Annotated in this window: 22 protein-coding genes and 1 pseudogene; 7 read left to right on the forward strand and 16 right to left on the reverse strand. The window is 33.6% G+C overall.

Translation table 11 applies throughout. The annotated features are described in order from the left end of the window. The first annotated feature begins 139 nt into the window (after positions 1–139). Entirely contained in the window at positions 140–682 is a 543-nt protein-coding gene (locus tag CN925_RS01250) for a DUF1003 domain-containing protein (protein ID WP_098843952.1), read from the forward strand. 348 nt (positions 683–1,030) lie between these two features. On the opposite strand, the gene CN925_RS01255 is transcribed toward CN925_RS01250, so the two are convergent. The 4 genes from CN925_RS01255 to CN925_RS01270 are packed head-to-tail and all read right to left on the reverse strand — an operon-like array spanning position 1,031 to position 5,690. Next, positions 1,031–2,611, reverse strand: coding sequence for a hydantoinase/oxoprolinase N-terminal domain-containing protein (locus tag CN925_RS01255; protein ID WP_098843953.1), 1,581 nt, complete (start codon positions 2,609–2,611; stop codon positions 1,031–1,033). Further along, entirely contained in the window at positions 2,611–3,705 is a 1,095-nt protein-coding gene (locus CN925_RS01260) for an S-methyl thiohydantoin desulfurase family protein (protein WP_098843954.1), read from the reverse strand. Before CN925_RS01260 ends, CN925_RS01255 begins: the two co-directional genes overlap by 1 nt. A 29-nt stretch (positions 3,706–3,734) precedes the next feature. Continuing rightward, positions 3,735–5,054, reverse strand: coding sequence for a purine-cytosine permease family protein (locus tag CN925_RS01265; protein ID WP_098843955.1), 1,320 nt, complete (start codon positions 5,052–5,054; stop codon positions 3,735–3,737). Positions 5,055–5,099: 45 nt separating this feature from the next. Beyond that, the gene (locus CN925_RS01270; protein WP_098843956.1) at positions 5,100–5,690 is read right to left on the reverse strand and encodes a TetR/AcrR family transcriptional regulator; all 591 of its coding nucleotides are present in this window, start codon (positions 5,688–5,690) and stop codon (positions 5,100–5,102) included. A 479-nt stretch (positions 5,691–6,169) separates the two neighbouring features. Between CN925_RS01270 and CN925_RS01275 the strand changes: the two genes are divergently transcribed. After that, on the forward strand, positions 6,170–6,352 hold the full coding sequence (locus CN925_RS01275; RefSeq protein ID WP_098843957.1) for a hypothetical protein: 183 nt from the start codon (positions 6,170–6,172) through the stop codon (positions 6,350–6,352). A gap of 107 nt (positions 6,353–6,459) precedes the next feature. Here CN925_RS01275 and CN925_RS01280 read toward each other — a convergent pair whose 3' ends face one another. Next, a complete protein-coding gene (locus CN925_RS01280) occupies positions 6,460–10,221 on the reverse strand; it encodes a S8 family serine peptidase (RefSeq protein WP_098843958.1) in 3,762 nt (1,253 codons plus the stop codon). A gap of 46 nt (positions 10,222–10,267) precedes the next feature. On the opposite strand from CN925_RS01280, the gene CN925_RS21145 reads away from it, so the two are divergent. Next, positions 10,268–10,405, forward strand: coding sequence for a hypothetical protein (locus tag CN925_RS21145; protein WP_180232780.1), 138 nt, complete (start codon positions 10,268–10,270; stop codon positions 10,403–10,405). 175 nt (positions 10,406–10,580) lie between these two features. On the opposite strand, the gene CN925_RS01285 is transcribed toward CN925_RS21145, so the two are convergent. From CN925_RS01285 to CN925_RS01305, 5 genes are all read right to left on the reverse strand, one after another. Further along, positions 10,581–11,117, reverse strand: coding sequence for a hypothetical protein (locus tag CN925_RS01285; RefSeq protein WP_098843959.1), 537 nt, complete (start codon positions 11,115–11,117; stop codon positions 10,581–10,583). A gap of 197 nt (positions 11,118–11,314) precedes the next feature. Beyond that, positions 11,315–12,058, reverse strand: coding sequence for an AlbA family DNA-binding domain-containing protein (locus CN925_RS01290; protein ID WP_180232781.1), 744 nt, complete (start codon positions 12,056–12,058; stop codon positions 11,315–11,317). 185 nt (positions 12,059–12,243) lie between these two features. Beyond that, the gene (locus CN925_RS01295; RefSeq protein WP_180232783.1) at positions 12,244–13,200 is read right to left on the reverse strand and encodes a nucleotidyltransferase family protein; all 957 of its coding nucleotides are present in this window, start codon (positions 13,198–13,200) and stop codon (positions 12,244–12,246) included. Between the two features lie 484 nt (positions 13,201–13,684). After that, complete coding sequence (locus CN925_RS01300; RefSeq protein WP_286138232.1) at positions 13,685–14,116, reverse strand: AbrB/MazE/SpoVT family DNA-binding domain-containing protein; 432 nt, start codon at positions 14,114–14,116, stop codon at positions 13,685–13,687. Positions 14,117–14,406: 290 nt separating this feature from the next. Next, a complete protein-coding gene (locus tag CN925_RS01305; RefSeq protein ID WP_098843962.1) occupies positions 14,407–14,607 on the reverse strand; it encodes an alpha/beta-type small acid-soluble spore protein in 201 nt (66 codons plus the stop codon). A 306-nt stretch (positions 14,608–14,913) separates the two neighbouring features. Here CN925_RS01305 and CN925_RS01310 point away from each other — a divergent pair, with 306 nt between their 5' ends. Next, positions 14,914–15,852 (forward strand): patatin-like phospholipase family protein, encoded by a 939-nt coding sequence (locus tag CN925_RS01310; RefSeq protein WP_098844008.1) that lies wholly within the window; start codon positions 14,914–14,916, stop codon positions 15,850–15,852. A gap of 555 nt (positions 15,853–16,407) precedes the next feature. Here CN925_RS01310 and CN925_RS01315 read toward each other — a convergent pair. The 3 genes and pseudogenes from CN925_RS01315 to ftsZ all read right to left on the reverse strand — a co-directional run. Then, a complete protein-coding gene (locus CN925_RS01315) occupies positions 16,408–16,878 on the reverse strand; it encodes a hypothetical protein (protein ID WP_098843963.1) in 471 nt (156 codons plus the stop codon). 966 nt (positions 16,879–17,844) lie between these two features. After that, positions 17,845–17,994 (reverse strand): hypothetical protein, encoded by a 150-nt coding sequence (locus CN925_RS21155; protein WP_098843965.1) that lies wholly within the window; start codon positions 17,992–17,994, stop codon positions 17,845–17,847. 559 nt (positions 17,995–18,553) lie between these two features. Continuing rightward, a pseudogene (gene ftsZ, locus CN925_RS01330) lies at positions 18,554–19,537 on the reverse strand (cell division protein FtsZ); the annotation flags it as partial. 608 nt (positions 19,538–20,145) lie between these two features. On the opposite strand from ftsZ, the gene CN925_RS01335 reads away from it, so the two are divergent. After that, positions 20,146–20,379: a hypothetical protein gene (locus tag CN925_RS01335; RefSeq protein WP_180232785.1), complete on the forward strand. Its 234-nt coding sequence runs from the start codon at positions 20,146–20,148 to the stop codon at positions 20,377–20,379. A gap of 65 nt (positions 20,380–20,444) precedes the next feature. Here the strand turns inward: CN925_RS01335 and CN925_RS01340 are convergent, their stop codons facing one another. The 3 genes from CN925_RS01340 to CN925_RS01350 form a co-directional block, all read right to left on the reverse strand. Continuing rightward, the gene (locus tag CN925_RS01340) at positions 20,445–21,428 is read right to left on the reverse strand and encodes a cation diffusion facilitator family transporter (protein WP_098843967.1); all 984 of its coding nucleotides are present in this window, start codon (positions 21,426–21,428) and stop codon (positions 20,445–20,447) included. Positions 21,429–22,012: 584 nt separating this feature from the next. Then, positions 22,013–23,386: a penicillin binding protein PBP4B gene (gene pbp4b, locus CN925_RS01345; RefSeq protein ID WP_483295155.1), complete on the reverse strand. Its 1,374-nt coding sequence runs from the start codon at positions 23,384–23,386 to the stop codon at positions 22,013–22,015. Between the two features lie 342 nt (positions 23,387–23,728). Beyond that, complete coding sequence (locus CN925_RS01350) at positions 23,729–24,139, reverse strand: MarR family winged helix-turn-helix transcriptional regulator (RefSeq protein ID WP_098844010.1); 411 nt, start codon at positions 24,137–24,139, stop codon at positions 23,729–23,731. Positions 24,140–24,327: 188 nt separating this feature from the next. On the opposite strand from CN925_RS01350, the gene CN925_RS01355 reads away from it, so the two are divergent. Together CN925_RS01355 and CN925_RS01360 are read left to right on the forward strand one after the other, a co-directional pair. Beyond that, positions 24,328–24,939, forward strand: a complete 612-nt coding sequence (locus tag CN925_RS01355) for a DUF3238 domain-containing protein (protein ID WP_098843968.1) — start codon at positions 24,328–24,330, stop codon at positions 24,937–24,939. Continuing rightward, positions 24,939–25,565 (forward strand): FMN-dependent NADH-azoreductase, encoded by a 627-nt coding sequence (locus CN925_RS01360; RefSeq protein ID WP_098843969.1) that lies wholly within the window; start codon positions 24,939–24,941, stop codon positions 25,563–25,565. The genes CN925_RS01355 and CN925_RS01360 overlap by 1 nt, the downstream gene beginning before the upstream one ends. Positions 25,566–25,703 lie beyond the last annotated feature (138 nt).

The following is a 25,703-nucleotide window of genomic DNA, read 5'->3' on the forward strand; positions in this document are numbered from 1 at the left end:
TAGGTGAGTCGGATAATTTACCGACAACATCAGAGGAAGTCATACAATTGAATATCCGAGAAGGATTACATCATAAAAATGTAATCCAACTTTTATAAGCTTTTGAAGGCTTCCTCTAGAAAAGAGGAGGTTTAAAAACATGGTACACAACATTTGGAAGCAAATTTATATTAAAAAACAAGTAGAGAAACCAAAAAAAATTCAAGGGTTTGATATTGATTTAAACCAAGAAAATTTATCACGAATTGACCGTTTAGTGGATCGATATGAGTCAGAGATTCTACATCATTTAGATAGTGATTACACTCAAAAAACAAAATGGTCTGATCGAATCGCAGATAAAATTGCGCAATTTGGTGGCAGTTGGAAATTTATTATATGGTTTAGTGGTATACTCGCAGCCTGGATGATTTGGAATAGCTTATCATTCACGAAAGCCTTTCATTTTGACTCAGCTCCTTTTATCTTGTTGAACTTATGTCTATCTTTTATTGCCGCATTTCAAGCACCAGTCATTATGATGAGTCAAAACCGTCAAGCAGTACGTGATAAGCACGAATCCGTTATCGATTTCGCAATCAATTACAAAGCCGAACAAGAGATTGATGACATGCAAAATCGTCTAAACAATATAGAAAAACAATTAGCAGAGATTAAAGATTTACTTAAGCAAAGAAATTAAAGAGATTAAAGAGATTAAAGAAATAGTGTGTATCCCCTTTTAGGAGACAGTCAAAAAAGATTGTTCTGTCCTATGGAGGGGATTTTTTAATGGCAAAATTGGTTTCATTAATATATAAGTGAAATTTCCAATGGATAAATGAGTCGAATAATACCATAACTGGTATGAGAACTTTTTTAATATATTTGCAGTTCACCTCTTATTTGCACAGATGGGCTTTCTTTTTGTAGTACAAACTCTCTATAGCGCTATCTGTACCTTTCACAGCTGGTTTTCAATAAAGTTCACTCTCACTCCAATATTTTCAACACGCAAAAAAAGCACCTCCAAAATGGAAGTGCCTCAAACTTAAACTAATTCATTAACTTCAACCTGCGCCAAATCCCCAGCAGCCTTTACTCTTACACGAGTCGCATTACCAGGCAAATAAGCCAATGGTACATCTTCAATATCAACAATTACAAGATTAGTAGGATCAGCACCCGCTTTAATTGCTTCTTGTTTAGCCTCATCCTTTGCCATTTCCAATGCTTGATCACGGGTTAATTCTACTAATTTATAAATTCGTTCTACTTGACCGCTTACTTGAGAAATAGCTGCACCAATTGCGTTGGCCACTCCTGAATGTTGTGGACGAATAACTTCTGATGCTCCTTTTAAATCTTCAGGAAGAAGAATGCTACCGCCACCGACTAGAATTACTGGCACATCTTCTGCACTTGTTTTCATCTTGTCAATTGCTTCTTCAACTAACTCAACCATTTTCACATAAACTTTATTTAATAAATTTTTATCTAGATGAGCTACCTTTGATGCATCACCTAGCTCGACTTTCCCAAGGGCAACTGCTACGTCTGTCGTCGTTAATGTATCTCCACCGAAAATCAAGCTCTTTTCTGGTAGGCGATACCCTACGCTATCAGGTCCTATTGTGAATTCTCCATTATCCCTGATACGAACAATCGTTCCTCCACCAAGTCCAATTGAAATTAGGTCGGGCATACGGAAGTTTGTTCGCGCTCCACCAATTTCTACTGCAAGGGAGGATTCACGTGGGAATGATTGAATTAAAACGCCAACATCTGAAGTTGTGCCGCCTACGTCGACTACGATCGCATCTGAACTTTTAGTTAAGTATGATGCTCCACGTAAAGAGTTTGTTGGACCGCAAGCGATTGTAAAAATAGGATATTTCACGGCATAATCTACAGACATTAATGTACCATCATTTTGTCCGAAAAAAACTTTTGCTTCAATTCCTTCGTTTTTTAAGGCATTAATGAATCCATCAGCCGCTGTTTTTGCAACATTCACAACTGCAGCATTGATAATCGTAGCATTCTCTCTTTCTAGTAAACCTACTGAACCGATTTCTGATGAAAGTGAAATCGCTACTTCATCACCTAGAACTTCCTTCATAATTTCACTTGCTCTTTCTTCATGCTCCTTCGAAACTGGTGAAAATACAGAAGTAATCGCTACCGAATCAACTTTCCCTTCGATTTCATTTGCAATTTGGTATAAATGTGCTTCATCTAAAGAAACAATCTCTCTTCCATCAAATTCGTGACCACCGCGCACTAAATAGACATATTTTCCAAGCGCTTCACGAAGATCATCAGGTACACCGACTAGAGGTTTCACCGCTAATGTGGCTGGAGCTCCGATTCTAATGGCTGCTATTTTATTTAATCTCTTTCTCTCAACAATTGCATTTGTACAATGTGTAGTTCCTAGCATTGCATATTTAATTTGTTCTCTTGGTACATTCGCATCGCCAATAATTTTCTTCAATGCTGTATAAATTCCTGTCGCAACATCCTCTGTTGTAGGTGTTTTAGTTTCAGACACTACTTGATTATTTTCACCTAAAAGAACTGCATCAGTATGCGTTCCACCAACGTCAATACCAATTCTATATGTACTCATTATAATGTCACTCCTTTTTTAACAAGTTCTTCTACTGGAATATAGTCAACATCGTAGCCAAAGTATTTTGGTCCTACTGTTTCAATTCCTTTTTCTGTTCTCCATTTTGGATGACATGGGATTCCGACTACCACGCATCTTGCACCATATCGAATACCTTCTGTAGTAATTGGAAGTCCTGTTTCTGCATCAAGTACAGCAATTAAATCCGGTGTGACACAAAGTAAACGCTGATCTGTTTGTGCTAGTAAGTGTTCATTTTGGAAACGAACTTCTAATGTTTCCCCTTTATATTCATTAATGCCCTCAAATGTTGCGATCCCTTTTGCAAATCCACTTTCAGTTTTTCTGTTAATATCTGTTACTTTTCCATGGAATAGTTCAAAGCCCTTCGCACATTTTAATGCTTCTTTAACTGGATCTGCATTGTTTTCTTTTGCAAGTCTGATCGCTTTTCCTAACTCTTCTTCGAATTGAAGAATATTACAGATTCCGCTATCTTTTAAATTTTTTCCTGTCATCGGGTAAATGGCAGTCATGACAGAACCACCCATTTCAATTGTTGCTGCACGGGCAATCCGTTCAGTCCAAAGATTGTTAATGGTTGATAGGACAGAATTATTCCCTTTCTCATCGGCAAGAACCATTGGTGTTGCTGAAATGTTGTCTAAGTAAAATGTAACCATTTGTAATTCTGGAAAAGCCCTTCCCATGCCGTCTACATCAACAACAGGTAAACCTAGCTTTGCTGCAAGAGCAAGAGGAATCATCGAATTCAGACCACCAGCCTCGATTGGCATCGTTGCATAAATTTTCTTTCCTAAATACGACTCTAGGTTTTGAAATGCACTAAACATCTCTTCACCACTTGGAACTTTTTCAAGCAATACAGTTGGAGCACCCATCATCGCTGATGGAACAATTAATGCATCATCCGGCACTTCATCTACATCTAATAAAGTAATTTCTCCATATTCTTCAATCGCTTGTAAAGCCATTAGTTTACCTATGTAAGGGTCTCCCCCTCCTCCTGTACCTAGTAAAGCAGCACCTACAGCAATATCTTCAATTTCCTGTTTCCCTATTTTTCTCATTTTTAGAATACCTCCAATATTCAGAAATCTTATACGGTAATTTTTTCATCCACTAATTGCTTATTTTTAATTGCCTTTAAAATTAAAACACCGAAGTAATAAACAATTCCACTTAATACAAGTGAGTTAATTGATGGAATACCAAATTTAACAAAATAACCAGCTGCAAATCCTGCTGCCCATGCAATTAATGTCACTGGATTAATCTTTTCTGGTTCAGCCGGTAAAGTTCCCTTCTCCTTACTTTCATCCAACGCTTTTCGATATGTTTTTAATACAAAGTAATCAATGACCATAATTCCCGCAATTGGTGGAATCATGACACCAAGGAAAACTAGAAAATCTACAAAACGGTCAAGAATACCTAGAATGGATAATAATGAACCGATTAATCCAATTACAAGTGTTACGATTCCACGATTCACTTTAACTTTAAAAATCGTATCGATGATATTCGTAAATCCTAGAGAAGAAGAATATAAGTTCAAGTTATTGATTTTTACAGTAGAGAAAACAACAACTGCTGCGCCAATCCAACCAGATGTTTGTAGCATAATACTCACAACATCATTCGTTTTTGCCGCGTGTGACATCAATACGGCGATCATACTAACACCTAATTCACCCACAAGAGTACCAATTGTAGTCATCCAAAAAACATCTTTACCATTTCTGGCAAATCGACTAAAGTCTGGTGTAATAACAGCACCAATCATAAAACCTCCGGCAACCATTGTTGCACCAACTCCAATTGAAAGTGACTGACCTGGAGGCGGAGTTCCTATTAAACTAATAATCGAATGATCACTAAGAACTTTATAAACCCCGAATCCTACTACAATCAGAAAAGCAGGAACTGCAATTTTTGCTGTTAGGCTTAATAGTTTAAATCCAAAAATAACTAAAATAGTTACGCCTATTCCAGTAATCGCAGCAGCAACAGGAAGAATCAATTTACCATTAGTTGCCTCGACTAAACCATTTGCAAAAACAGAGTTCTGTACGCCAAACCAACCAATACAACATATGGAAACAACAAAGCCAATAATACTGGAACCATATCTACCAAACCCAGTCCAACGGGATAATAGACTAGTAGAAAGACCTTCACGAGCCCCTGCATAACCTAATAGAAAACTTACAATTTGCAACAAAATACTTCCAAACATCGTCGCCCAAAATGCCTGCCAAAAAGTCATGCCATAACCTAATGAAGCACCCAGCATAAACTGAGATAATGTTGCCAAAGCACCCACACGCACAAGCATAATATCCCACATCGGTAGTCTAGCCGATTGCGGAACCCTAGATAGTGAATAATCATCTCCAATATTTGACTTAGTTCCCATTAATCTGACCTCCCAATTATTTTTCATCAGTTAATAAACCTTTATTTATTTAGAAATACCATTCCAAAACTGATTAAATGTTAGATCCAATCTTGTATAAATCTCTTCTTCACTATGTCGATGCATTTGCCAAAATAACCCGTCCATTATGCATTGGAACGACAATGCTAACGCATGGCAATCACTATCCCTAATTTCCCCTTTCTCAATCCCTAGTCTAAAAATTTCAGCAAGAATTTTATACTCATTTTGCTCCATTGTGCCAAATCGATTCATAATATCTTCTTTAATGAACTCTGGTGGAGATGTCATCAGACGTACTAAAATTTTAGCTTTAAGATCCTCTTTATATTGAAAATCAATAGCTGATTTTAAAATAGAATAGAGTTGAACTTTAGTAGACTGATTACTTTTAAACTGCGACTCTACGATTGATAAATGACCATCTAACGTTTCCTTATATACAGCTAGAAAAATATCATCCTTACCTTCAAAAAAAGCATATACAGAAGGTGCCTTAATTCCAACTTCATTTGCAATTTCTCTAAGTGTCATTCCAGAATATCCTTTTTTTGCGAATAACTTTGTTGCTGCTTCTTTAATATTTTCTTTTGTTGATTTTGTTTTAATAATCATCCTTTATACAAATCCCCCTAATTTACCTAACTAATATTTGTTAGGTAATGAGCTAAAAAAAATTATAAAACCTACCTTACACTCGTTAGGTAAATAGATAAAAAAATAATACTTTTTCTAACCTACCTAACACATGTAAGGTAACGAGCTAAAAAAAATATGACCCCCACTTTTACTATTTTTTGAATCCCTCCATTCACTAAAAAATATATTGTAGCTATATTATCACCTCAAAACACAGAATACAATGATTTTTCAGAAAATATTTTAATTAAATATAAAAAAATCACAGGTCATATTTAATGGTTTGTTTCTAATTAAGAAACTCGCTTCTTCTTTCGTACCTATGAGTTGATTCTTCAAACTATTTTATTGCAAATTTTGTGTAATCCTACTTCTTTCACAATGAAATTTGATTTATTTTTCCATATTAGTGATATACTTAAATTATTAAATCCCTATTATAGGAGGAATGCAAAATGAACGAACAAGAATTAAAAGAATATCGTGCAAATGTCATTTCATCACTAGAGGAAGAAATCGCTCACTACCAAAACTTAATCAAACTAACAAGACATAGCAGACTGAAAGAAAGCCATACATATAATCTTAAATTCATGCAAGAATTATTGGAAGCTGAAAAAGCAGATCAAAATAGTTAATCATTAAAAGGTGCCTTCAAATGGAAGGTGCCTTTTCTGTTTTTAAGTCAAATTGTTATTTATAAATTAAGAGGCACCTCCCAAAAGGAAGGTGCCCCATCATTCTTTTACTTCAATCCAAAAGCTTTAATAATATCTTGATTAATACTATTACCTGCATCATCCCAAGCACTTGCTCTTAATGAAACAGAAGTTGCCTTTTTACGGTTTTCAATTCTAGCTTTCCAGCCGTCTTTTTCACGAGTTAAATCGACTAGTTCCCAAGACTTGCCTTCATCATATGAAACTTCTAATGTTGCACCTTTCATTTTACCGTTTCCTGGTGCACCAGCTACTTGGATTGCTTTCATTTCTAGATCGATCCAATGACCTGATTTTGCATTACCATTCATGTCAGTTTCTACATTGTAATCAAGTGAGATTAATGGAAGTTCTGTTTTATCTTCTTCTTGCTCTTTAGACCAGAATGTAAACTCTGTATGTGTTTTTACAGAATTATCGAAGCGTTGTGGATCGCGCCATGCATCAGTCACTACTTTATACTGCGTATTTGCAGTTGGGTATTCGTTAAATGAGTAGATTGCTTGTCCTTGCGCTTCTTTTACTAGTTTTGATCCTTGGTAAAGTTTTATTGTTTGCGAACCTGGATAATTAGTTTCCGAACCTGTGCTTCCTACTCCAGAATCAGCCCATGCAGGAATGTTGATGACTAAGTTGTTACCTGTACGATAAGGTTTCCAGAAACCATCACCTAAACGAGGACGAGCAATTGGTGAGAACCACTCTTCATCTAATGTTTGTCCTGGTTTGTATGTTGCTTTTGGTTGGCGTACTTCCCAAGCAGCATCTAGCATACTAGCTTGATGATACCAAGAAGTGCCTTTTTGTGCAGAAACCCATTCAGTTCGAACTGATGGTAGATTTAATTTAAATTGGAAACCTACGCCATTTGGTCGGTATGATGGAATATCCCAACGGAATTCACCACCTGCTTGAGGCTGGTCTGATTTATATTCAGCATTAATTTTTACAAGCTCGCTTGCTTTAGGTGAATACGTTAAGTCTTTTGGAATTCCATTTTCATGGTTGTCAACAAGATCATAAACGTATTTCGTATTAGGAGTACCTTTTACGTCAAGTTTTGCCTTATTGGACTTCGCAGCTTCAATCAGTTTTTCACCTTCTGTTTGACTGATCGCTACAACTGCGATTGGAGAATCTGAAAGTGACCAATCTTCATTTTCAATTCCAACATATTCACTAATCTCTTCTGGTCCATCATTTACAGTAATAACTAGTTTTGCACCTGCTGCATATGCTGCTGCTGAGCGTTCCATACCAGTTACTTCATCACTTCGATCAACGATAACCGCCTTACCTTTAACATTTAATCCTTTATAATCTGCTTGCGCACCTTTACCTACATAAACTGCGTCTAGTTTGTATTTTCCATCTAGTAATGTGCTTCCAGCTTGTGGGATATCATCTAATTCGGTGCCTTTGAAATTAATTGTCATGAATGGTTCCATCAATCTCCAACGAGTATTAAATGCAAATTTTCCATTTTTCACGTTCTTAATTGGCTCAGCATACATCTTATCAACTGTAACCGGCATCACATAGATGTCACTAACATTGTTGCCATCAATTTCACGGTAATATTCCATTTTTCTAAAACTTGCTTCTGTTTTATTTGGTACGTTTGCTGTAATCTCATTGGCTTTACGTGCATCCAATGTAACAGTTTGTGGACCATTTAAATTAATTTCAGGATTTCCTACAAGTGCAACACCAACGTGGTCAGTATCTGTATCGACATCCATCATTGACACTGCAGAATAAGTTCCTGGCTTTAGACGCAATTCTGTTGTACCGTTAACAGCAATAAATTCAGGAATGCCATCTGGACCGAGTAGATTGATATACGCTAAAGTAGGATTACCATCTCGTCCAATTGCTTTTAGCGTTAATGGATATCTTTCCTCTTCTTTAATCATCGCTAATGCAGTATGCACAACTGTTTTCCCATCAATATTTGCAGAAATCTGACCTTGATAGCGTTGGCCATTAGCACCAACGTTTGGATCAAGTGTAACAGTAACTTTTGCACTACCTTTTGCTGGTACAGTTACCTTGTTCGATGAAAGTTTAAATAAACCTGCAGGTACATCTGCATCATTATTATCAGTAATTTTCGCTGATAGATCTAACGTCACAGGCTGATCACTGTCGTTAGTGTACGTAATTGTTTTCTCTTTCAATCCATCATTTTCATGTGGCCAAGCATAGAAACCAAAATCAAGTGAACCAGTCGCACGCAAATCTCCAAGAGTTGCTGCTACAACATCAAGTCGTCCAGTTCCACCTTCTAACGGCTTAATATCATCTAATTTTTTAGTTGTACTCATTAATGCATCTTTCAGCTGTGCGCCTGTCCAATCAGGATGGCGTTGTGAAAGGATTGCAGCCGCTCCGGCTACATGCGGCGTAGCCATCGACGTACCACTCATCGAAAGATAAGAACCGCTACCTTGCGTTGAATATTGAGAACGTGCGGCTGTAATATTTACACCTGGTGCTGTCAGATCAGGCTTTAATCCTTCACTACCAAAACGTGGTCCTTTTGATGAGAAGTAAGCAAGATAATCTGATTTGTCAACTGCACCAACTGTAAGTGCCGCATCCGCTGACCCAGGAGAACCGATTCCTTCACCCCCTGTATTACCAGCCGCAATAACGAACAGCGAGCCAGTCTCTTCACTTAAATTATTAACTGCTTGTGCCATCGGATCTGTGCCATCACTTGACTCATCGCTTCCTAAACTCATGCTTACAATTTTGGCATTATGTGCAGCCCATTCCATCCCATCAATAATCCACGAATCAAGTCCAAAACCATCATTACTTAACACTTTTCCTACTAATAGACTTGCTCCTGGAGCTACACCTTTATATTTTCCATCTGATGCTGCCCCCGTTCCGAGTACAGTAGATGCAACATGGGTACCGTGTGCATGGTAGTCACGTACATCTTCACCAGGAACAAAGCTTTTTGTTTCTTTTATTTGACCAGCTACATCTGGATGTTCAGCATCGATTCCAGTGTCAAGAACTGCTACTTTTACGCCACTTCCGTTGTAACCAGCATTCCAAGCAGTAGGTGCCCCAATTTGTGGAACACTTTGCTCAAGCGTTGCTTTAACACGTCCATCTAACCAAATTTTTTCTATTCCAGGTGTAACGAATGACTTTGTAGATTTTGTAGAATCTGCAGATTTTATATTTTTCTTAACATCTTGCCAAAACTCTTTTGTATCCTTCTTATCTGCAGAAAGCGCAGCACCATTAATACTTTCAAGTTCATGTGTTTTCGTTGAAGCTTTTAATGCCGGTTTCACGCTTGAGCGAGTTTTTGACTCTGAATATTGTACGATTACAGGTAATGTCTTTTGAGAAGCATCATCATATCCATCTGCAATTAGTGCAGTGATATTGAATAAATCTCGATCTAATGTACCAGAAGCTAAATAAGGCATCGCTTGTTTTGGAATAACATATGTATCCTTATTCACAGTCATGATATGCGAACCACCATCAGCTTTATCCGCTGGCTCGACACTGATCACACTTTGTCCATCCGCAAACTCTGTAACAGTAACTACATCACCTGTAATAAGAGTAATCACATGCTTCCCTGTGCTTGCTTTTGCGTTAATCCCTTGAAGATTCGTTTCTACAGCATTACTATTTGTTAAATTTGAAACATTATTGCCTGTCCCAGCAGCTAACGCTTGAAAAGTTGGAACAGCAATAAGAGCTGTCGTCATCATCGCAGTAACATACTTATTTAACCTAGGCTTTCCTGTCATCTTACACTCCCCTATTCTGATAAAATAAAAAAAAGCGACTTCTCATATGAATCTATTAAAATCGATTTTAATCGTTCATATTCAAACCACTTTAAAAACGCACTCTACATTATCAAAATATAAAGAATATTCAATCATCGGTCAATTGGGTTATTCAAGCCCTGATTTATCAACTTTTTATTAAAACCGACAAATTTTTCAATTATTTTCGAATGATATTAACCCACCTTATTTCACAAAACAAATGGATAGTTGTTTTCTTTTCAAAATCCTTTCTAGTTAGATAAACCTATCAATAAATACTAGAAAAATAGAAAAAATAGAATAAAATACCTATAAGTGCTTTGCTTTCTAGCGAACTACTTTCTTTTATAGCCAAATCCTGTAGTTATTAAACAAGAAAGAAATGCAACGATAGAGACTATTAATCCTAGCATTAATCCCAAATCCCGCATAAACAAATCTTCACCTGGATAAGATGCTTCTAGAGTTAATCTCCAATATAGAAACAAAATTGATAAAAAAACATAAAAACTACTTCCTATGATACTCATTTTAATCCGGTTTACATTCGTACCTTGCCATGCTTTACTGACGATTATCCATAAAAAGAAACTTGCAAAGACAGCCAAAACCATTACCAGCAAATGGAGATATGGGATTTGTAGATCTGTTAATAGATAAAAATAAAGGACTAGACAAGTAGTAAAAAACAGCATTGCATTCATAATAAACAAGAAAATTCCTGACATCAAATGATTTTGAAACCAACTAGCACTTTGCAATTTAAAAACAAGTTTATTATGATCATCAAGCATGAATGATACTTTATCTCTTTTAAATAGAATGGTACAAACTACAATAAAAACGAGCAATAAAAATAAAGTCAATGGCATAATACCTCCACATTCTAAGTCTACTAATTATTATAAAAGAAATATCTTCCAGGAGAGTAACAAATTATGTAATTTATATGAAAAAAGCAATAGAGAAGCCTTGCTAATTAAAATAAAAAAGAATGAAAGATAAACTGATATTCCAGATTTTATCCTCATTCCTATAATTTCTGAATTTTATTCCCGCTTCAAACCAATCACTCAATATTACTGACCTCCAAAACAATTTCAATCTTCCGCTTTTTCTTCTCAATCATTCTAGCAATAAATTCACTAAAATCATCTTTTTGGCTTTTTTGATTTTTATTTGTATCACCGCTAATTGCAGCTATTCGATACAGGATCTTCAATTGTTCCATATGCTCATTTAGACTCATATTTGATAAGTCCTCATACTGTTCAATGAGTCTTTTTCTAAAAATTATTTCTAAGTCATCGTTTGTGGCTGTTTCGTTTGAAGTATTTTTTCGAATATAAATTTTATCTGTAAATAATTTATCGGAGCCTCTTTTAGCAATAAATGGGATATATCGATTTTGCTCGGGGATATAGATGATGAAGAAGGTTTTACCACTAAAATATCCATACATTTCATTCTCGTCGTAATCAATTTGTTGGAGATGATAAGTTAGAATAGAAGGTAAATAGCCATTTAATTTTCTTTGAAAATCGGTTGGATCCTTTAACTCTTCTTTCAGAATTCCGACTGGGTGATTATCATCATTTACGCCAAAAATAATTGACCCTCCACCAGAATTCGCCATTGCAATTATTAATTTTGCAATTTGGTCTTCTCTAACGAAAGTTTCTTTAAAATCCAATGCATTATTTTCGCCAAAAGATTGTTCAATCAGATTTTTAAGAGAAGCAATATCAAAATTCTTGTCTGCATAATTAAATGTATTTAGAAATTCCTGCTTATAAATCGGCCTTTTAACCATAATTCCACCTAGTTTCATATTTTTTATAATCTAAACTAGATCTTGTTATTACATATAATGTTAGGAAAAAAGAAATGGCACCTAAAAAATCGCAGAAATTTTTCTGGTAAAAAACTACAAATTTATCCTTTCTTAATTTGCAAAAAAAGCCAAAGCATAATGCCTTGGCCTCTTTTAACAATTATCTAAAAGTCGCTAGGAAATATTCTTCGTTTAAAGTGATATTCAACTGAGCGATTATTAAAAAGATTACTATAATTTACTTTAATCTTTTTAACTTCTAATTGCTTAATTTTCTCTTCTAACGACTTCTTATCCCCATCAGTTAATTTTCCATCCCCTGACAAACTAGAAATTTCATCTAATAATTCCTGAATCCTTTCATCACGAAATTCTTTTTCTTCGTTTTGTTGATAGATTGTCATCTTTGTATGAAGAATTGAATTGACCAATTCGTCAGCCCCACCAGAAAGCCTATTTAAGATTAAAAGCTGTTCATTTAAAATCTCATTATCTAAATCATAAGGATACCTTAGTTGATGATCAATTTCGCTCCAGCCTTCTTCAAATATTGTTCTCACTTGAATTTCAGCTAAATAATTTACTTTTGTCATTTGCGATTTAATGACATAATGCCATGATCGATATCCGGCATCATGAACTAAAAACTGAAACTTTTCCTCTTCAATATGCTGTTCGCTTGTCATATCACCGAGGCGATGATAAATAGTCGCTTTTTCATGTAGATTCCAATTTTGTCTAATTGTTTTGTCTATATCTGCAGCTTGGTATTTATACAAATGTAATGCTCTTATTCCAATTAGATCCGTGATTTCTGTTTTATAATTCGAAACATTTATTTCATATGATGAGTCTGATTTTTTACCTTTAATCGTCTTTCGAATAATCTTTTCTATTAAATGGTCAGGATATTTTATTCGCGATTTCACAGTATGAATTTCAGGATTTTTACGGAGTATTTCCGAAATAAAGGTAGCTACCGTTTCAAGATTCGGTATTTCTGAAATGTATTCATTATAAATTTCTATATATTTTGACCAGTCTAAACAGTACTTTTCAAAATCCTGTTCATCAATTTTATATTTTTCAAAGAAGTACTTCTGATTCTTTATAAGGCCCATGCGTTTTCTCCTTCTAACTTTTCCATAACCATATCCTACCATATTTTAGGAAGAAACATACTTTTTCAGCACTTTAATCTATTCAAAATATATATTTGTGAGGCACCCCTCAAAACACGAACAAACGACCTGATTATACGTTCGTAAAAAATCCATTTTTTTCAAAAAAACTACTTCCATAAGAACGGGTGTTCGTGTATAATAAAATCATTCAAACAGAACAGAACATACAATCTTAAAAAAAGAACAATTATCGCCTAAAAAAAGTTAAAAAATAGAACAAAGAGGAGATGTAAAAAATGGAAATTATTATTTTATGTAGCGTCTTATTATCATGGTGTATTTTAGAAGGTTTCAACAAATTTGTTGTAAATCGTTAATAACTTTAATGAAATTTTTTATTTTATGATACAAATGACAAACTTTTATAAATAAAAAAGTGCTCTTCTACTTTGAAAAAATAGTGAGCACTTTTTAGAGATTATTATTTAGCTATGTATTCTTGCAATTCCTTAATCAGTATTTCTGCTCCGCTTTTACTTACTACAATCTTTCCACTATCAAATGAGAAATTATTTTCATCAATAACTCCTGTTACCATACAAGCATTATTAGAAACATATTGTTTAAGGATAATCCTTTGTTCCTCAATAAATACTTCAAATGGTTCATATTTATTTAGATTTAACATTTTTCTTAATTCCTTTGGTAAAACAATTCTTCCTAAGTCATCTAGTTTTCTAACAATTCCACTTAGACCGGAATTTTCATCATATTTTGTAAGAATAATCATACCTTCTTCAAAATGAATTTCAAATGGAGCATTGTTCTCTAAATTCATTGTATTTCTTAGTTCTTTCGGTAGAACAATTCTTCCAAGATCGTCTAGTTTTCTAATAATTCCAGTTGATTTCATACTTGCAACTCCCCATGTATTTCAATATCTTTATATACTCAATATAATTCTCTCTATATCTACATTGAGTTTAATTTAATAATACCAAATTATTTTAATTTTCTCTCTACTTATATCGACTCATTTTTAAATATATTAATACAAATTATAAAAATTTTTTTCATACTTCTAAATTAACATTATATTTACTCAATTTGTTTTAGTAAATTATGGAAATAAATCAAAAAAGAGATGAGTTAATCAAATGGTAACGAATTACCTAGAAAAACTCATCTCTTAAAATTAATCTTTTATCTTGAATAACCACCGAGACTTTGTTCAGCCATTTGAACTAAACGTTTAGTAATCTCTCCACCTACTGAACCATTTGCACGAGACGTTGAATCTGGACCTAAGTGTACTCCAAATTCTGTTGCAATTTCATACTTCATCTGTTCGATTGCAGATTCAGCATTTGGTGAAACATATTGATTTGAAGATCTGTTTGCCATGATATGTAGCCCCTTTTAATAAAATTTTCTGATATGAACTATCAGATTGCTGTTAGTATTTCATATTGAATTTAAAATATTCATCATATAAATATTTCTATAACTTTTTTCATAATTCATCCGCAATTTTATAGCAAATAAAGTTTTTCTAGACAACGTTAAATTATACTGCAATAATTGTCATATTATTTCCCAAAAAATTAATTAATTGATAAATATGAATTAACCAATGCTATTCACACTTAAGGAGAACCTCCATATATTATATTGATATAATTCATTTTTTTGAAAGGTAGGTGTATCAAAATAAGAGTAGATGGTATCTTTGAAGGAGGAGGAGTTCGAGGAATCGGACATGTTGGAGCTATTTGTGCTTTAGAAGAAGAAGGTTATGAATGGGCACGTTTGGCAGGTACTTCTGCTGGAGCTATTGTTGCTACTCTTCTAGCATGTGGTTATACAGGTAAAGAATTAAAGGAAATTATGGATCGTCTAGATTATAAAAATTTTATTACAAAAACATGGTTGCACTATATTCCTTTAATCGGATTGGGATTAAATATCTTATTTAAAAATGGGTTATATAAAAATGACTTTGAAGAAGAATGGTTAGAGTCTTTATTATCAAAAAAAGGCATTCGCTATTTCGATGATTTAGAAGAAGGAAAATTGAAAATCATTATTTCTGATATTAGTAATGGAAAAATGGTCGTTTTACCTGATGATTTACCTGATTACGGCTTGTCAGCAAAAGATATAACCATTGCACAAGCAGTAAGAATGAGTGGTACAATACCCTTTTTCTTTCAACCAATTAAACTTAAAACTCCTAATTATAATTATCCAATATTAATTGTTGATGGTGGAATTTTAAGTAATTTTCCAATTTGGATTTTCGATGACCATAAAGAATGGCCGACTTTTGGTTTTCGCTTAATTGATGAAGAAATTAATGCAAAGCCGCTGGATGCTCATAACCCAATCTCATTTTACAAATCAATATTTATAACGATGAGACAAGCACACGACATTCGACATCTTACTACAGAAGTGAATGAACGAACAATAAAAATCCCAACTGGTGAAATATCAAGCACTGATTTCTATTTAACTAAAAAAGAAAAAGAAGCACTTTTCACAAATGGATACCAAGCCGCAAAAAAGTTTCTAGGAACTTGGGATTTTGAAAAGTATAAACATAACTATCCACCTGTACCGAACTGTCATAAAGTGCATAGTCTGTAGTAGCTAAAAAACGCAATCTTTTCTAGCTATTCATAGAAAAGATTGCGCTTTTTTGTTTTGTCTACTTCAGGTTCGTAAGGTTAATTCATTTAACCCTTATTTTAGCATCTCCTTGAATATAAGAAGGATAAAATGACAACTTAAGCTTTAATGGATTAACGTAATCTTTAGTAGAAATTGTTATTCCTACTATTTGCTTACCACCATCATGATATTCAGTTGATTCTGCACTAGTTTCAACTTCTTTGCCATTAGCATCAAAAATTGATTCAACTAATGAGTTAATGACAATTTATGCTCATGCATAATTGACAGAAATGCTTGCTCATCTCCTTTGATAGCCTTTTTCACTATACTATGATCCTGAATGTCAATCCCTCCATCTCGATGTTCTATATATTAGACTTCTGAGAGCCAAAAAAGTTTTAATAATTTCTAATTTTCCTCATAAAAAATCCCCTATTTAATAGACAGTACAGCACCCTTCATTTAACTGTCTACTTTATGGGGATTATTAAAACTTATTGGACATCCTCTATTAACTTTATTTTTTATTTATATCGTTTCTTGCCAATAGGATTTTATCAATTTTATCCTACTAGAATCTGAATAAACATAAACATTATGGCGAATTACTCTGGTTTTTCCAGTATATCTTACTTGCATAATATCTTTTGTATAAAGAATAGGTCTGGATTTTGAAAGAAATGATATAGGAGTAGCAGCAACACCTGCGAATCCTGCTGGAGCAAAATATACTCCTAGTGATATGGATGCGACTGAAGCAATTTGTATAGAAAAATCCACTCCTGATTGGTTTTGTATTTTTCCATAGGCAGTTCCAACATAACTATATTGTGTTCCACCTGTTTCAATAGCAACACTTCGACTAGATTTAGGAGATATTTCTTGTTCAATAGGTGTAATTTGAATGGTGTCACTTGTAGCAGTGGACTCTGCAAATGATGCACTTGCTGAGCTAAGTGTAATAGCAGTTGCTAAAGTTGAAATTAAAAGTTTTTTCATAAGTAACACTCCTTATCTTTTACGGCTTGTTTTTCTTGTTTTAGAAAAAAATTGTTAATTAAATTGCAACTATCCATCTCTTGACCATAAAGAAGATTAACAATCACTTGAATCCCCTTCTAAATTTTTTTGATTGATTCAAAAATAACTTTTTATCTACAAAAACTATCACCTCTTTACATCTATATTAATATCTTAATTATAGTAATCTGAAGAATGAATTCAGTGGAATTTTTGTGAATGTTTTAGTAAAACTTTACAAATTTTTACGTATAAAAGAACTTAGTTGTTTTCAAAAAATATTAGAAGAAGACTTGTTAATAGAATCATAGTTTGTTACTTTTTCATAATTCCATATAGCGTTAAATCCTAATGTCCAAAAAATGAAAAAAAGTTCACAATAAAGACAATGAATTTTAGTGTATCTAACTTTTTAAATGTTAAGATAGTTTCGTAAACGTTTACTAAAAAAGTTAAGAGATAGTTATAAAATTTTAATTTAAATTTAACTTCTACGTGAAATGGTGAGGGAGTGTCACCTATCCTATAAAATTTGACAAATATTTAAATAACTAGTGCTATTAATTTTAGTGTCGTAATAACAACCAATTTGAAACAGGAGGTATATTATGAAATTAGCAAGAAATATCTTAATTATATTTTCCTACATAATGTTTACGTTATTGATCATATTTGGACCCGAATTTCGTGAGTATAAATTGTATGTTTTTTTGTTACAGTTATTATTTTTTTGTACTGGTCCATTTTTATTAATATTTTTAGACTGGAAGAAAAAAAGAAATAAAAAAGGTTCAAAAATCTTTGATAATTCGGAGTGAAAATGGAATGGTTAACGATCATAAATCCATTTCATTCTTATAACCATTCATCGTGTGCTAAGATTTTTTAATTCATTTAAATAAAAAAACATAGGGAGATTTTAGACTTCCTATGTTTTCATTCATATTATTTATCTGTTTGTTTTTGTTTCTTTTTCAAATACTCCGCACGCAATTTTTCAAGTTGCTGCTTTTTATCAAATTTGGCAGGCGTCTGTTTTTCATGAAACTTTGCCACAGCTTGCTGACCTTTAGTATCCAGTTGATATTTTCCCACTTTGTTCACCTACTTTTCTTGTCTTAAAAAAGAACCTATTCAACAAATATAATATACCTTATTTACGAAAGTAAACCTTATAATCAAAAAAGACATGAGCATTAATACTCATGTCCCTTTTACATATCTATCTATTTCTATTTTTTCGATTACGTAAGAATGCCGGTATATATGAAGTTGAATCTTCCTTCTCATTGAAGCGGCCATATTCTTGTTGCTCATTGTAACGTCCGTAATCTTGTTGTTCTGTGAAACGATTATGCTCTTTTTGTTCTGTGAAACGATTATGATCTTGTCGTTCTTGGTAACGGTTATAATCCTGCTGTTCATTATATCGTCCATAATCATTTTGTTCATTGTATCGAGTGAAATCTTGTTGCTCATTATAGCGATTATGCTCTTTTTGTTCATTGTAACGGCCATAATTTGGCTGTTCCGTGTAACGACCGGTTTCTTGATGATCATTATAGCGAGCGTAGTCTTGCTGTTGGTCTACGCGATATCTCTGTTCTTGTTGGAAACGTTGCTCTCTATTATATAAGCTAGGTGCTTCTTCTATTGGTCTAGAAGGAGTTCTTACCATTTTCTCCTCTTTATCCGCAAAACCTGTAGCAATTACCGTTACAATAATTTCATCTTTTAAGTTTTCGTCGATTACTGAACCGAAAATCATATTTAATTCTTCATGCGATGCAGAAGCAACGATATCTGCAGCTTCTTGTACTTCAAACAGACTTAAGTTACGTCCGCCTGTAATATTCATAATGACACCATGCGCTCCATTAATAGAAGTTTCAAGTAACGGAGAATTTAATGCCTTCTGAGCAGCGATCGTAGCGCGGTCTTTACCTTTTGCAATACCGATTCCCATAAGGGCTGTCCCTTTATGAGACATGACTGTTTTAACATCAGCAAAGTCTAGATTGATTAATCCTGGAACTGCGATCAAGTCGGAAATCCCTTGAACCCCTTGTCGAAGTACATTATCCGCTTCACGGAACGCTTCAAGCATCGGTGTTTTTTTGTCAACTAGCTCTAATAAACGATCGTTTGGAATGATAATTAATGTGTCAACTGCTTCTCTAAGTTCCTTAATTCCACCTTCAGCATTTGTTGCACGCTTTTTCCCTTCAAATTTAAAGGGGCGAGTTACAACTCCAATCGTTAAAGCACCAAGCTTACGAGCAATTTTCGCAACTTCAGGTGCTGCCCCAGTTCCTGTTCCGCCGCCCATTCCAGCTGTAACGAATACCATGTCCGCTCCTTGTAGTACTTCCTCAATTTGCGATTTACTTTCTTCTACAGCTCTTTTTCCAATTTCAGGATTTGCACCTGCTCCTAAACCACGCGTCAACGTTGCACCAATTTGCATTGTTATTTCAGCTTTTGATTGTTTTAGCGCTTGCGCATCGGTATTAAAAGCAATGAATTCAACGCCCTCTACTCCATCTTCAATCATTCGATTAACGGCGTTATTTCCTCCACCACCAACTCCAATAACTTTTATTCTTGCAAACTGTTCTATATTTTCAAATTCAAACATGATTATTCCTCCTCGTCATACCGATTACATAATTTCACGTTTTTCAAAGAACCATTATTTTCATTCTAAGATTTATCTTTTTATGTACGTATTAGTAGATTAGAATTATCCAATTCACTTAAAGACATAGAATCGTCCTAATTCCCCTAACACTACTATACAAGAAAACTACTTATTATCTTTTTGATAATTTTCCCTTAATATACCTTTAACTAAAACATTTATTTTAACATCTTAATGTAATATCTCTATCAACTTCGTAACAAACGTTAGAAAAGTATGTACAAATATATAATTCTTTCCTTTTTGGTTGAATCCTTTAAGAATCTATATCGTTTCAAAGAAATCATTACCCAAAATACGATAAAATGTGATACCGTTCACAATTTTTCCACTATATTATCATCCCTACGTATTTTCTACTGGTAATATATTAATATATTAGGATTTTCTTAATAAATAAATTCTGAATTGGAGAGATCATGAAAATATTACTTAAAGGTTTAATTTTTAAAATTTGTTTCTTCATTAGCTTTTCTCTTTTCATCTTTTATTCGCAAAATTTATGTATTCATAATAAAGATACGTCCTTTAAAGTAATAAAAGATATGAAAAGAATTGAAAGTGATACTGATCTAAAAAACTCTACATTTTTCACTAATCAGTTAAAATATCAATCCAATGAAAAAGAAGAATTTGCCAAAGTAAGTATTTTCCTTTTTGGAAACTTTGATCGTCTTGAGGAATTAATGAAAGATTATTCCAATTTAGTCGTAATGGGTACTGTAAAATCCACCGAACCGTATATCATAATGAAAAATGGCGGAATTGAAAAACAATAATGATTTTGTTACAAATTATCAAAATGAAAAAAAAACGACAAACATAGTAGTTGTCGTTTCACGCGTTACTTTTTTTCAATTAATTCTGTTTTGTTATCTTCAATCCAATTTTGAATTCCATCATCTTCGTCCAACTCGATGATGACGTCTGTAACACCTTTTTCTTTCATGATTTTTTCTTCTAATCGGTCTTTTATGTCGTCAGCTTGAGCTACTGTTAAATTTGGATCTAGTTCAATTTCTAATTCAACATGTAAATCTTCACCCTCTTTGACAACTGTAAGAACTTGAATATCTTTGACATCTGGATCTTCCATTACGATTTCGCCGATCTTGTCTTCCATTTCTTCATCGGATTCACCAATTACACCTGCAGCATTATCAAGAAATACTTTTCCAACAACAAAAAACATCAAAATTCCAATGATGACAGAAGCAACACCTTCAGCTTGGTGAAAAGGTGTAAAGTAAGCAATGATTACAGCAATCATCGCTAATAATCCACCTAGAGTTGCTACTGTATCTTCTAAGAAAACTAATTTCGTAGCTGGTTTCGCTTTTCCTAAATTCGAAATTGCCTCGGTAACCACTCCGAAACCACTTGTAGCTATTCCTAATTCATGACTAATTTCTTTCATTGCTTTGAAAAGTACAAATGCTTCAAGGACTACCGAAGCACCTAAAATAGTAAGAGTAATAGTCAGTCCTGAAGATTGGGTTGGATGTGCAATATGATGGATTCCTTCTACAATCGTTTCATACGCCATAATTCCTACAATTAATACTGCTCCAAGTAAAACTAAATTTACAAGTCGACCAAATCCATTTGGAAAGCGATCTGTTGGGGCTTTTTTACTTAAAGCTGAACCGCTAAAAACAAAAAGTTGGTTTGCAGTATCGGCCGCACTATGCATCATTTCTGCAAAAAGTGCAACACTTCCTGTCATACCAAAACCTATTCCTTTTATGATTGCTATTACAGCGTTAACAATCGCTGCTAATAATGCAGATTTATTACCTTTTTTTAAAAGCAAAAAAAACTCTTTCATCCTATACTCCTCTTCACTAGTATTTTTATATTATGTATTTTTTTAATTATTATTAGCTGTTACTCATTTGGAAATATATGTAATTTAATTTTACCATAAGTTTTCTTGATTCTTTTGTCTGTTCAAAAAAATATTTTTGATCAGCAAAATATAAACTCTTCCTAAGTAAAAGAAGGTGCTTCTAAAGATGAAAAAACAAATAGAAATCTAAAAGATAAATCGTGATAATCAAGATGGTTATTCCCAATAAGAAGTAAAGTATCTTCTTTAATAGAAAAATTTTTTTATTGAAAATTGAAACCCATAAACAAAAGAATGATAATAATAAAATTGGTATCGTTAGTAACACAATCAACATCAACTTTCACATCCTTTAAATGATAGATGCAATTTTTTTTAACTTAAAAAAGCTATCTAAAAAAGACAGCTCTTACTAATTTATATTCGGTTGTTGAAATGGACTAGTTCTAATTTTATTTTTTTAAAACATATTTTACTTTTTTTGTTTATTCTGAGCTTTTCATTAATGATAAAAAAAGAGAAAAATCATCCTATCTAGAAGATTTTTCTCTTTCCTTATACTATTACTTTATCAATGCTTCATAAACAGCAGTTGCCACGGCTTTATATTGTCCAGTCGCAAAGTCATCTCCAATAAATTTGTTCGGATTAATTAGTGGATTAATGACAGGTGAATGTTTTTTATTGGTTAATAAGACAATCCCTAAATTATGATCTGGATCAATGATGGTTAGAGTGCCTACCCAACCAGTATGTCCAATCGCATTTGGACTTGCATATAATCCAAATGTAGACGACATACTTAAAGAGCCATTTCTTCTCCAGCCTAAGCCATATGTTGGGTTTAGATCGGAAGGTGCTGAAAACTGATCAATCGTTTTTTGATCAAATAGTTTTACTTTGCCATACCCACCGCCGTTTAACATTACTTGTAATAGAACCGCTAAATCGCTTGTCGTTGAAAAAAGGCCCGCATGGCCAGATACGCCACCCATCGAGTAATATGCCTTTTCATCGTGCACTTCTCCTTGAATTGTGTATGTACGGATATTCGGAAAGGATACCATACCGTCTCGGGAATTCCCCATTAACTCGGTTGCTGCGAAATCTTTTGGTTTGAATCCTTTTTGCAAAGGATTAAACATCGTATGTTTAAGACCTAATGGCTTATAAATTGTATTTTCTACATAGTCGTCTAACCGTTTTCCAGTTACTTTCTCGATAATAAAACCAAGGATCATATAGTCTACGTCACTATAAATGTTTTTTGTACCTGGTACGTATTCTAATGGTGTTTCAGCGATTTTCTCAAATGTTTCATTACGGTTTTGTGTATACAAGGAACCTGCTATTGTAGGATTGTGATATTGTGGATCTGCAGGAAAACCAGCAGTGTGGTGTAAAATATCAATTAAACGCAGGGTATCCTTCCCTTTAATCATATCAGTTGATTTATCTTTAAAATTTGGAAAGTATGATTGTACAGTGGAATTCAAGTCTATTTTCCCTATACTAACAAGATGTTGCAAAGCGAAGTTAACTGCATACATTTTAGTGTTTGATGCCAAATCAAACATTGTATTAGTCTTCATTTTCTGAGGATGTTTAAGTGCTGTCAGCCCATCGTATTTTTTTGAGTACCCATAAGCAGTGTTTTTTACAATTTTCCCATCTTTGATAATCATTAGAACTGCACCTGGAAAACCATTATTTACGTCTTGCTGGATTAATTCATCTACAGCTTTTAGTTTTTCAGATGAAAAGCCAACCTCTTCAGGATGTTTTACTTTACCTAAAAGAGGGTAGTTTTCACTATGTTTGTTTTGTTTCATTGTATTCACCTCAGATTGGAGTGAGGTTTTCTCCGATGTTGATTGTGCATAGCTGACTGAACCTGTTGTAGTAACTAAAGCAATTGATAAGGATGATGATACGATACTACGAATCATTCTAGTCAATTATGTTCGCCTCCCATTAAAATAAGCTATCCAAATAATCAATGAACTATTTGTAAAAAGTTTGATTCACTTGATTGAAAATTAATTTCAAAAACTACTTATTTTAAATTGAAATAATATTCCAACTATTATAAGTATAAAATTGTTTTGTACAGTTTGTAAAGATTGAAAATTCAATAAATTAATTGAAGTACCGAAAAAGTTAAACAATTTACTATTTAATTAAGTTAATAATCTCCTATTCAAAACCTTTCATTCTTCTTAGTAAATCATTAAAAGCATAAAAAAAGAAAGCCCTGTAGCTTTCTATTCAGATCTTATTTACCAAACAGGTCTAATTCTTGCAGTCGGTTTCTGTTCATCAGCTATTTCAACAACTTTTCTCAAATCTTCTTTAAGATTATCCATTCGTTTGGAACCAATTTTTTGAATGAAGCTTTTTTCTAGTTCAGCTACAATTTCCTCCTTCTCCTTTATAGCAAGCTGACCTCTTTCACTTATAACAATCGTTTTTCCACGCTTGTCGGTTGGATGAGAGTGTCGCTTTACGTAACCTCTTTCTTCAAGATAGTCAACCATTTTACTGACAGCTTGTTTAGTAATCCCTAATTTATCAGCTAATTCATTACCAGTTGCCCCATTTGGCAAAATACACTTAAACAAAAATCCATGAGTAGGTTTTAGATCATCAAATCCTCTTTCACTTAATTTTTGATGTAGTTCAGTTAACATTGTATTTAGGGCAATTGATAAAAGTGAAGTAAGATCAGTCTCTTGTTGTATTTTCAATATTTAACCTCCTTTTAAAGTCAATTAAGTTGACTATATATATTTTACATTGTACATTATGATATATGGTCAATCAAATTGACTAAATACCCATTGCTTAGATTCAATAATTCGATTTAAGGGGGATCGAAATGGTTAAACTCGTTAAGATTAGAGCAAGTGTATTTATTCCAATGCCTTGGACTGAACCTAGGTTAGATAATGAATCAGGAAATATCATTGAATTTGAAGGTGACTCACGTGAGTTTACACCTTTTGCCGTAAACACTATGCGCTCTAGAATTGAACAAGAAGTAATTGTGGATTTTTATAAAAAGAAAATTTTCACATATGCAAATACTGGTATCACAACAATGAGAGTTACAGCATCAAACGGTTCTATTTCTAAAGCAACTGGCAAAGCAAGTTCAGAGCAGATTTTATGTAAAAATATTAAATGGAGTAACGATGAAGTTAGTTTCCAAATGAGTGCAAGTGCTAGTAACCCTTTGAATGTAAATGCACCGACTGCAGACTTTCTTTTAAATGTACAAGCAAAAAGCGATGGTAGTCTTACAATTCAAGGAGAGCATGATGGATTTCCATGTTACGAGTTTTATAAACAAGTAGATTTTGGACCATTTGAGGATATTTACCTGCATGACTTTAGACGATCAGGTGATACGGCTGAAGCTCTCGGAGGAGAAATGGAGTATTCATTTACTAAAACTTATAAAAAAATGAAACAGTTGGAGGAAAAATAATGTCAACAGTACTATTTATAAAAGCGAATAACCGCCCAGCGGAACAATCAGTAAGTGTGAAACTATATGAAACGTTTTTAACAAGTTATAAAGCATCTCACCCACATGATCATGTAATCGAACTAGATTTATACGAAGAAAATTTACCTTATGTTGGCGTTGACATGATTAATGGTACTTTTAAGTCAAGTAAAGGGATGAAGTTAACTGAAGAAGAAGCAAAAGCTGTAGAAATTGCAGACAAATACTTAAATCAATTTCTTGAAGCTGATAAAGTAGTCTTTGCATTCCCATTATGGAACTTAACGGTACCCGCTGTACTTCACACATATATTGATTACTTAAATCGAGCAGGTAAAACATTTAAATACACACCTGAGGGACCAGTTGGATTAATTGGTGATAAAAAAATCGTCTTGTTAAACGCACGTGGTGGTGTCTATTCTGAAGGACCTGCTGCTAATGTAGAGATGGCTGTTAAATTTGTTTCAAGTATGATGCACTTCTTTGGTGCAAAAGATATTGAGACAGTTGTGATTGAAGGACATAACCAATTCCCAGAACAAGCAGAAGAAATCATTACAAAGGGTCTTGAAAAAGCTGATCAATTAGCCCTTTCATTTTAACTTACTAACTGCAATAGATTAAAAAACAAGTCCTAACGTTAATGATTAGGACTTGTTTTTTATCTCCTTTTCTATTAGACTAGCCACTATAGTTTTCCCATTCTCAGTTGATTTTGGGTTAGTTTGATGAGCAACAGT

The organism is Bacillus sp. AFS055030, assembly GCF_002574545.1.
Lineage (GTDB): Bacteria > Bacillota > Bacilli > Bacillales > Bacillaceae_G > Gottfriedia.